At 52.1% G+C, this 2,097-nt stretch carries 2 protein-coding genes and 1 pseudogene; all 3 read left to right on the top strand.

Translation table 11 applies throughout. The features are described 5' to 3' along the window. Nucleotides 1-101: pseudogene (locus tag GMA8713_RS27580) on the top strand (IS66 family insertion sequence element accessory protein TnpA); the annotation flags it as partial. Further along, nucleotides 98-451, top strand: coding sequence for an IS66 family insertion sequence element accessory protein TnpB (gene tnpB / locus GMA8713_RS25475; protein WP_062715462.1), 354 nt, complete (start codon nt 98-100; stop codon nt 449-451). The pseudogene GMA8713_RS27580 and the gene tnpB, both read left to right, overlap by 4 nt. Nucleotides 452-511: 60 nt before the next feature. Then, nucleotides 512-2,068 carry an IS66 family transposase gene (gene tnpC, locus GMA8713_RS25470; protein WP_062715460.1) on the top strand — a complete coding sequence of 519 codons (1,557 nt, stop codon included), beginning with the start codon at nt 512-514 and terminating at the stop codon, nt 2,066-2,068. Nucleotides 2,069-2,097 lie beyond the last annotated feature (29 nt).

The raw sequence follows: 2,097 nt of genomic DNA, 5'->3' as shown, positions 1-2,097 counted from the left end.
CAACGGCTCACATGACGCTTCTCGTCAATGATGTTGAGTTGAGTATTCCTCAAGGCACACCAGCCGCTTATCTGGCAGAGCTCATCGGGGCCTTGTCATGAAGAGCATGTTGAGCGCCCCGAATATTTACCTCTATCGCGAGTATGTCGACTTTCGAAAATCCATCAATGGCCTCGCAGCCATCATCGAGGCCGAGACCGATTTACCGCTAGGCACCGGCGCTTTGTTCCTGTTTACCAATAAACAGCGCGACAAAATGAAGGTGCTGTACTGGGACAACACTGGCTTCGCGCTCTGGTACAAGCGCCTTGAAAAAGCCCGGTTCAAGTGGCCAACGCAAGAGAAAAATGCCGTCTTTACCCTCACGTCCGCCGAGTTAGACAGCCTCTTGTCAGGCTTTACCATTAGGGGGCATCAAGCCGTCAATATCGACGGGTTTACCCTGCGTTAATCTCAATAAAAAGTCAGTATTAACAGGTGGTTGACTGGTATTTTTGGTATCATAAACACCATGAAAAAGAAGCCCGATATTAACCCAGAAAGCCACAACATCGCTGACCTTCAGGCGATGGTGAAAGCATTGATATCGGAGCAAAAAGGTTGGCAAGAAAAGGAAGCACAATGGCAGCAAGAGCGCCAATCCTTAATCGAGCAGTTCAAACTCGCCCTTGACCGCCAGTTCGCCAAACGCTCAGAAGCGTTGAAGCCTTACAATGACGCCCAGGGTGACCTCTTTAATGAGGCGGAATGCGAAGCGGCGAAAGAGGACGAGGAGGTCGTCACAACAACGGCCACCACGACCACCAAAAAGCGCGGTAAACGCCAACCCTTGCCGAAAAACCTGCCCCGTGACACCCTCGTCCTTGACCTCGACGCGCACGACAAGCAGTGTCCTTGTTGTCAGCACACGCTTCATCAAATCGGTGAAGACCGCAGTGAAAAGCTCGAGTTCACGCCCGCGGTATTGAAGGTGGTGGAGATTGTCCGCCCTAAATACGCCTGTCGTCAGTGCGAACACAACGCAGAGACGAGCCGTATTCACCAACAGCCTGCCCCAGAGAGTATCCTCCCCAAAAGCGTTGCCACGGAAAGCCTGCTGGCCAACATTATCCTCGGTAAATACCAGTATGCGCTCCCGCTGTACCGTCAGGAGACCTTGTTCACCCAGTCGGGTATCGAGTTGTCGAGGACCACGATGGCAAGATGGGTCATACAGGTCAGTGACAAGTTCAAACCGTTATATCAGGCACTGAGGGCACACTTACTGGAACAAGGGGTGGTGCAGGCAGATGAAACGTCGCTCAATGTGCTCAAGGAAAACAAGCAATGTTACATGTGGCTGTACTGCTCGGGGGCGGACTCGCCCGGAGGCACTCTCGCGGGTATGAAAAATATCGTCTTGTTCGACTACCAAAACAGTCGCGCAAGGTCATGTCCTGTAGGCTTTTTGGGTGATTACTCGGGCTATCTGCAAAGTGATGGCTACCGGGTCTATGACGGATTATCACACGTGACTAACGTGGGCTGTTTTGCTCATGCCCGCCGTAAGTTCATGGAGGCGAAGAAACTGCAGGGTAAGGGAAAAACGGGTAAGGCGGATGTCGCCCTCGCGAAAATCCAAAAACTGTACGCACTGGAGTCGCGGTTGAAGGCCTCATCGGCAACAACACGCTATGAGGAAAGACAGGCTCATGCCAAGTCAATGCTTGATGACCTTTATGTCTGGTTAACCTCGCAGAAGGTGCTCGGTTCGAGCGCATTGGGTAAAGCCATCAAGTATACGTTGGCTCAATGGCCGAAGTTGATACGCTATGTGGATGATGGGCATCTGTCTATCGACAACAATCGCGCTGAGCGGGCGATTAAATCGCTGGTCATTGGCAGAAAGAACTGGCTGTTCGCCAACACTCCCAACGGTGCACAGGCCAGTGCCTTGCTGTACAGCATCATCGAGACGGCGAAAGCGAATGGGCTCATCCTCTACGACTACATGGTGAAATGTATGAAAGAGCTGGCGAAGCCTAAACCTGACATCGACTCTCTACTTCCGTGGAACTTCTCTCACTAACAAGCCCTGTGGGTTCATGGGGCGCTTAC

Origin of the sequence: Grimontia marina (assembly GCF_900060185.1) — a bacterium.
GTDB classification, from domain to species: domain Bacteria; phylum Pseudomonadota; class Gammaproteobacteria; order Enterobacterales; family Vibrionaceae; genus Enterovibrio; species Enterovibrio marinus.
The sequence above is the reverse complement of the archived record's forward strand: the minus strand, read 5'-3'. Positions and strand labels throughout refer to the sequence as shown.

What these genes read in the sequence shown, in the direction of transcription:
- tnpB (WP_062715462.1), top strand. Translation starts at nt 98, where the DNA reads ATGAAGAGCATGTTGAGCGCCCCGAATATTTACCTCTATCGCGAGTAT.
- tnpC (WP_062715460.1), top strand. Translation starts at nt 512, where the DNA reads ATGAAAAAGAAGCCCGATATTAACCCAGAAAGCCACAACATCGCTGAC.